General features: G+C 66.0%; 4 protein-coding genes. All 4 read right to left on the bottom strand.

The genetic code is table 11. From position 1 onward, the window contains the following. Positions 1–15: 15 nt before the first annotated feature. Positions 16–429, bottom strand: a complete 414-nt coding sequence (locus ACE5CZ_RS14230; protein ID WP_374947985.1) for a hypothetical protein — start codon at positions 427–429, stop codon at positions 16–18. A gap of 94 nt (positions 430–523) precedes the next feature. Next, the gene (locus tag ACE5CZ_RS14225; RefSeq protein WP_374947984.1) at positions 524–4,582 is read right to left on the bottom strand and encodes a glycoside hydrolase family 3 C-terminal domain-containing protein; all 4,059 of its coding nucleotides are present in this window, start codon (positions 4,580–4,582) and stop codon (positions 524–526) included. Positions 4,583–4,783: 201 nt separating this feature from the next. Further along, positions 4,784–5,119 carry an NIPSNAP family protein gene (locus ACE5CZ_RS14220; protein WP_374947983.1) on the bottom strand — a complete coding sequence of 112 codons (336 nt, stop codon included), beginning with the start codon at positions 5,117–5,119 and terminating at the stop codon, positions 4,784–4,786. A gap of 7 nt (positions 5,120–5,126) precedes the next feature. Continuing rightward, entirely contained in the window at positions 5,127–6,107 is a 981-nt protein-coding gene (locus ACE5CZ_RS14215; RefSeq protein WP_374947982.1) for an NADP-dependent oxidoreductase, read from the bottom strand. Between the last annotated feature and the right edge of the window lie 276 nt (positions 6,108–6,383).

The following is a 6,383-nucleotide window of genomic DNA, read 5'->3' as shown; positions in this document are numbered from 1 at the left end:
GAACTGGCACCGGGGTCAGTCGGCGGGTGTGCTAGCGGCGCTCCGCGCGACCGGCTTGGGAACGTCGGGGTTCTGAGCCTCCGAATTGCGGGAGACCAGTGCGCCGTGCTCATCGGCTTCCGTCCAGGAGCGGCCGGCCTGGGTGAATTCGTTGGCCAGATTCAGCTGCCCAACGCGTTCAGCGATCTGCTCGTCCCAACTCGCACGCACGACTGCCTGGTCACGCTCGCCGAGTGCGTCGTACTCTTTTTCTCCCGCGAGCACACGGTGAATGTCTCGCATGCTCAACCCGGGCGACGCCTCGAGTTCGCGACCGATGCGGGCCCAGTGGCTCAACTGCTGGGCTGCGCTGCGACTCGCAACCGCACCGATCGACTTGGCGGCATCGAAGAGATCGAGGTCTACGCGCGTCGGCATTGTGCTACCCATGCACCCGAGTGTAGCAAGGTGCTACACGAGCACGGCGTCGTAGCGATGCCGGTAGCACGCGGTCTGTCATGACCGCGTGCCACCGGAATCGGAATCAGGCCTTGCGCGCCCGGCTCATGCGGCGAACGATCACGCCGGCGAGAAGCGCGATGCCGCCGATGGCGAGGAACGGCCAGGCGTTGGAGCCGGTGTTGGCCAGCCAGCCCGCAGCACCGGAGTTCGCGCCAGCGTCGCCGCTGCTGCCGGAGCCACTTCCGCTGCCGCCGCTGCCGCCGGTTTCGCTGCCTCCGTCACCGCTAGTCCCGCCGCCGGTTCCGCCGCCGCCGGTGCCCGGTCCTCCCGAACCGTCTCCGCCGCCGTCACCTCCGCCCGGGTCTGCGGCAGAAACGGCGAGCGCCAGTTCGATCGGCAGGCCCGAAACGGCACCCGTCACCACGATGGTGTGGTCACCGACGGTTGTGTCTTCGGGAACCGTGAAGGTAAATGACAGGTCACCGGCAGCCGTGGCTTTCGGCGTTCCCACAACCACCGGGGCCGAGCGGAGCTCGACCGTGACGGACTCGTCGGGTGCGAAGCCCGATCCGGTTACCGTCACCTGATCGCCCGGATGCGCGGAACCGACGTTCGTCGTGGCGACCGGCTTGTACACCGAGCGAGGCGAGCCGTCGGAGGCCATCGCGAACACGTGCAGGTTGCTGTTCGTCGGCAGGGAGACGTACAGAGCCTCCTTGGTGGGATCGAGCGAGAGCGTTGCGCCGTAGACGCCGAGCTGCTGGTTCGGGTTGTAGCCGCGGTCTTTCGCTCCTTCGGGCATGTTCCAGTGCGCGGTCGCGATCAGCTCGGTTCCGGCACTCGGCGAGTTCGCCCACCAGTCAGCCACGTTCAGCTGCTGGGTGGATGTCGTGCCGTCGGCGTAGATGATCGTCACCGGCGCGTTCTGCGACCCGTTGGTGGCCGTCGCCAAGAACCCCAGCTTCGATCCGCCCGTCACCCCGAGCGAAATGATCTGGGATGCCGCGGTGACGTCGTCATTCTGGCCCGGCCCGGTCTGCGGCCACACGAAGGTGAGGCCGTTGTACTCCACCTCGGCGCCCGAAGCGAGCCCGTCGTCCGCGAGCGACTGCTTCGAGAAGGTGAACCCCGATCCGTCGAGGTTCCCGGCCGTCGGCGTGGCGTCATCCGTGATGCCGACCGTGTTGAACGCTGACGGCAACGACGGATACGCGACATTCACCTGGGCGCTGCCTTCGCCCGGCGGGTTGCCGGCGGAGTCGCGATAGTCGGTCTTCGCGGTGAACGAGACGACTCCGCCTCCGGCGTTCTGCGGTGCGGTGACGTTCCAGGTCGTCGATACAGACGACCCGGCCGGCACCGACGAGAACTCCGACGGAGTGCTGGCCGTGGCCGTCCACCCCGACGGAACCGTCAGCGACGTGGCGGCCTGCGCGACCGCGGCGGTGCTGCCGTTGGTGAACGTCGTCTCGACCTTCGTGGCTGCTCCTGCCGAGACGATGGAGGGAGCTGTGATCGCCGTGAACCGAGGTCCCGTGGTCTGCGACACCGCGAATTCTGCCGAGAGCGGCAGATTTCTCGACGAGTCGCCGAGCTTGACCGTGTAGTCCCCGGTGGCCAGGGTCCAGGCCTGGGCGTCGGTGTTCCAGTACGACGCGTCGCGCGCGTCGAGCTTCAGCTGCGCGGTCTTCGTCTGACCGGCGCTGAGCGTCGTCTTCTCGAAACCCTTCAGCTGGTTCGCCGGCTCACCCGATGCGGGGTTCGACAGGTACAGCTGAACGACCGTCGCGCCGTCACGGCTGCCGGTGTTCGTCACATCCACCTGAGCGGTGATCGTGCCGTCGGCATCGAGCGTCGCCGTGTCGAGCGACAGGTTGGAGTACTCGAACGTCGTGTACGAGAGCCCGAAGCCGAAGGGGAACAGCGGCGTGAGGCCCTTGTCGTCATACCAGCGGTATCCGACATTGAGCCCCTCGGTGTACTGCACCGTGCCGTCTACTCCGGGAAACTGCTGCGGCGAGGCTGCCGGCAACTGCTCCATCGAGGCGGGGAAGGTGACGGGCAGCTTTCCCGACGGGTTCACATCGCCGAACAGCAGCGACGCAATGGCTGCACCCGACTGCTGCCCGGGGTACCACGCTTCGATGACCCCGCGCACCTCGCCGAGCCACGGCATCGTCACCGCGGAGCCCGTGTTGAGCACGACCACCGTGTTCGGATTAACCGCTGCGACAGCGCTGATGAGCGTGTTCTGCTCTGCAGGCAGGTCGATGTTGGCGAGGTCCTCGCCCTCGGATCCGTAGTTGTTGGCGTAGACGACGGCAACGTCCGAGGCCTCGGCGAGAGTGACGGCATCCTCGAGCGGGGTGGCGCTGCCCGGGATGTTCCACCCGAGATTGACCTCGTCGCCCCCTCCCGAGTTGTAGTAGTCGACCTCGATCTGAACGGGCGTGCCGGCGGTCAACGCCAGCGTCGCGGTCTTCGTCGTCGGCCCCTGGTCCTTCCAGTTGTCGACGATGGTCTCGCCGTTGATGAGCAGGCGGCTGCCGTCGTCGCTCGTGATGCCGAACGTATAGGTTCCCGAGACCGGGGGCGTGAGGCTTCCCGTCCACTTGGCAGAGAATGCGGATGCGGACACGCCCGGCGCTGGCCTGCCGCCGTTCCAATTGAACTTCACCTGGTCATCGATGCGGGTCGCGGCGGCCGGCCCGCTGAGCGTGGTGTTCGAGAAGTACTCGGCGCTCAGGCCGCTTGCGCCACCGCCAGCCGGGGTGAGGTAGGTCGAGTCGATGGTCGGAAGACCACCGTTTCTGTTCGGGCTGCCCTGCGCGTACGACACGACCGCGTCGGTGCCGGCACGCTTCTTGATGCCCTGGTACGGCGTGATCGTGCCGGTGCCGGCGATGGTGGCGCTGCCGCCACCCGAGCTGAGAGTGTCTGCCCCCGCGCCCGCCCCCAGCACGGCGATCTTCTTGGTGGCGCTCGTGTCGATTGGCAGGATGCCGTCGGCATTCTTCAGCAGAACGGAGCCGTTCTCGGCGACCGTCTGGGCAACGGCACGATGAGCCTCCGTCGACGCGATGGCATCCGGGCTGTCTGGGGTGGGGTTCTCGAACAGCCCGAAACGGAACTGCTGCGCGAGAATTCGACTGACCATGTCATTCAGGCGACTCTCGGGCACCTGGCCATTCTGAATGGCGGTCTTCAGCGCCTCGCCGAAGTGCGCGTCATCCGGCATCTCCATGTCGAGGCCGGCGTTCGCTGCGGCGACCGTGCTCTTCGTTCCCCACCAGTCCGAGGTGATGAAACCACCGAATCCGAAGTCCTTCTTCAGGATCGTGTTGAGGTAGGTGTTCTCGCAGGCGTTCGTGCCATTGACCCAGGAGTAGGAGCACATCACCGAAGACGGATCGGACTCTTTCACGATCTCCTCGAAGGCAGACGCGTAGATCTCGTGAAAGGTGCGATCGTCGATGATGGCGTTGTCGGTCGGTTGGCCGCGGTTCGTCTCCTGGTTGTAGAGGGCCCAATGCTTGAGCTGGGCCATGGTGCCCTCAGACTGGATGCCCTTGATGTCGGCGGTGCCGAGGGCCGCGGTCAGAAACGGGTCTTCGCTGTAGGTCTCGAAGGCCCGGCCCCAGCGCGGGTCGCGCACGATGTTGATGGTCGGCCCGAGCGACAGGTTCACGCCCTTCGTCTTCGCTTCTGCACCGATGACGCTGCCGTAGGACTCGGCCAGAGACGGATCGAACGACGAGGCCACAGCGGTGGCCGAGGGCAGTTGCGTGGTGTCGGGGAGCTTGACGCCGAGGGGGCCGTCGCGAAGTTTCAGCGCCGGGATGCACAGTCGCGGAACTCCGGGAACGAATCCGTCGTAGATCGACGTCTCTGACCCGTGCACCATGCCGAGCTTCTCGTCGAGCGTCATTTTGTCGACCACGGATGCCGCGCGATCGTCGATCGGATCGGCCGAACCGACCCACGGGCAGTCGGCTGAGGCTGCCACGGTGGCGGCGTCGGCCGGAAGAGCCTGAAGCATCAGGGCACTCATGCCGACAGCGGCGGCGCTCAGAAAGGCTGCGGCGCGCATCCCCCCGCGAGCGGGCACCCGTCGAGACCGGATTCGAGAATGAATCGACATTGAACTCCTCGTATTGTTCACGCTGCCGAGCGAAGGCTCGGAAAGGTGACAGCGTTGTCATGGACAGCTCATGCTAGGAGCGGCGCGCGCACGCCGTCAACGATTGCGACGGACTAAAACCTCACTTATCGCGCCTGGAGTCAGGCGGGTACGCCGTAGCCCGAGCTACGGCGTACCTGCTGTGCGCATCCAGTCGCCCGGTCAGGCGAGGGCGGACCGCGGTGTCGGAACTGCCCGTGTGATGACGGCGGCGGGCACGTCGATGAGGGCGAAAACGGCGGGTGCGAGTTCGTCTGTCCAATGCGGATGATCGTAGACGGCTGCGTACAGCACCGCACGGTCGGCCTCGTTGGCGAACCGGCGCATCCACACGTAGGCATCGGGGTCTTCGTCGTCGATGAACGAGGCGACGACATCCATGCCGCGTTCGACCATGAATGGAATGACCCGGTCTTCCATCAGGGTCACGAACTCGGCGCGGCGGTCAGAAAAGACCCGGTAGCGCCGGATCTCGTAGAACGGGCGTATCTCGGTCATGTTCGCCTCAGACCAGCGTGTCGAGGACGAGCTTGCCCCGCGTGCGGTCGGACTCGCCGTCTGCGTGGGCCTGGGCGACATCGGCGAGCGGATAGGCACGCTGAACCTCGACGACGCAGTCTCCGGCGTCGATGATGTCGGCGATGGTGCGCAGCGCCGGCCCATCGGGCTCGACGAGGAACGGGCTGACGCGCATCCCGCTTTTCTCGGCTGCCGTCGCGAGCTGCGGCGACACGCCACCGGGAATCGCGACGAGCAGCCCGCCGGGTCGCAGAACCTTCAGGGATCGCTGACTCGTGTCGTGCGCGTCTCCGATGAGGTCGAGAACAATGTCGACGTCTGAGACTGCGGATTCGAACTCGGTCGTGCTGTAGTCGATGACGTCGTCGGCGCCGATGCTGCGCAACCAGGCATGGTTGCGTTCGCTCGCAGTTCCGATGACTGTCGCACCGAGATGCTTCGCGAACTGCACGGCGAAGTGGCCGACTCCGCCCGCGGCGGCGTGCACGAGAACTCGCTGTCCCGCCTCGACGTGCGCGGTGTCGACGAGGGTCTGCCACGCCGTGAGGGCGGCGAGGGGAACGGCGGCAGCCTGTTGGTGAGAGAGGCTGCGAGGCTTTCGGGCGAACTGTCGGGCGGGGGCGCTGACGTACTCCGCGTAGCCCCCTGCGGCGCGGGGAAACCACGGCATGCCGTAGACCTCGTCGCCCACAGCCAGGGTGGTCACGCCGAAACCGATCTCCTCGACGACACCCGAGACGTCCCACCCGAGGATGAACGGCAGATCGCCGAGAACACCGGCCATGCCGGTTCCGCCGCGGGTCTTCCAGTCGACAGGGTTGATTCCCGCAGCATGCACCCGAACGAGCACCTCGGTCGGCAGTGGTGTCGGGCGGGGGACCTCGCGCACATTCAGTACTTCGGGGCCGCCAAAGCTCTGTTGGACGACGGCCCTCATGGTCGAGGGGGTGGTGGTGTTCACTGTCATTCTCCGTTCACGAGCGGGCGACTCTCGTCCGCTGGATCGACCGTACGTTGAGGCACATAGTTACCCTCAAGGGCCTCTACTTTCCATAAGGAAGTAATGTGGTGTGCGCGATGAATAGAGGAAAGGTGCACCGATGACGACGATCCCCGTTTCCGACCAGCACAGCGTGTACGAAGCCATGTGCCCCTGTCGGAGCCTGCTCGATCTGTTGGCCAACAAATGGTCGGCTCTCGCTCTCGGGGCGATGGAGGCGGGGCCGCAACGCTTCGGTGAGCT

Source organism: Agreia sp. (assembly GCF_964263775.1).
In the GTDB taxonomy this organism is placed as follows: Bacteria; Actinomycetota; Actinomycetes; order Actinomycetales; family Microbacteriaceae; genus Agreia.
Note: the sequence above shows the minus strand (reverse complement) of the source record. Positions and strands in the feature narration are given on the sequence as shown.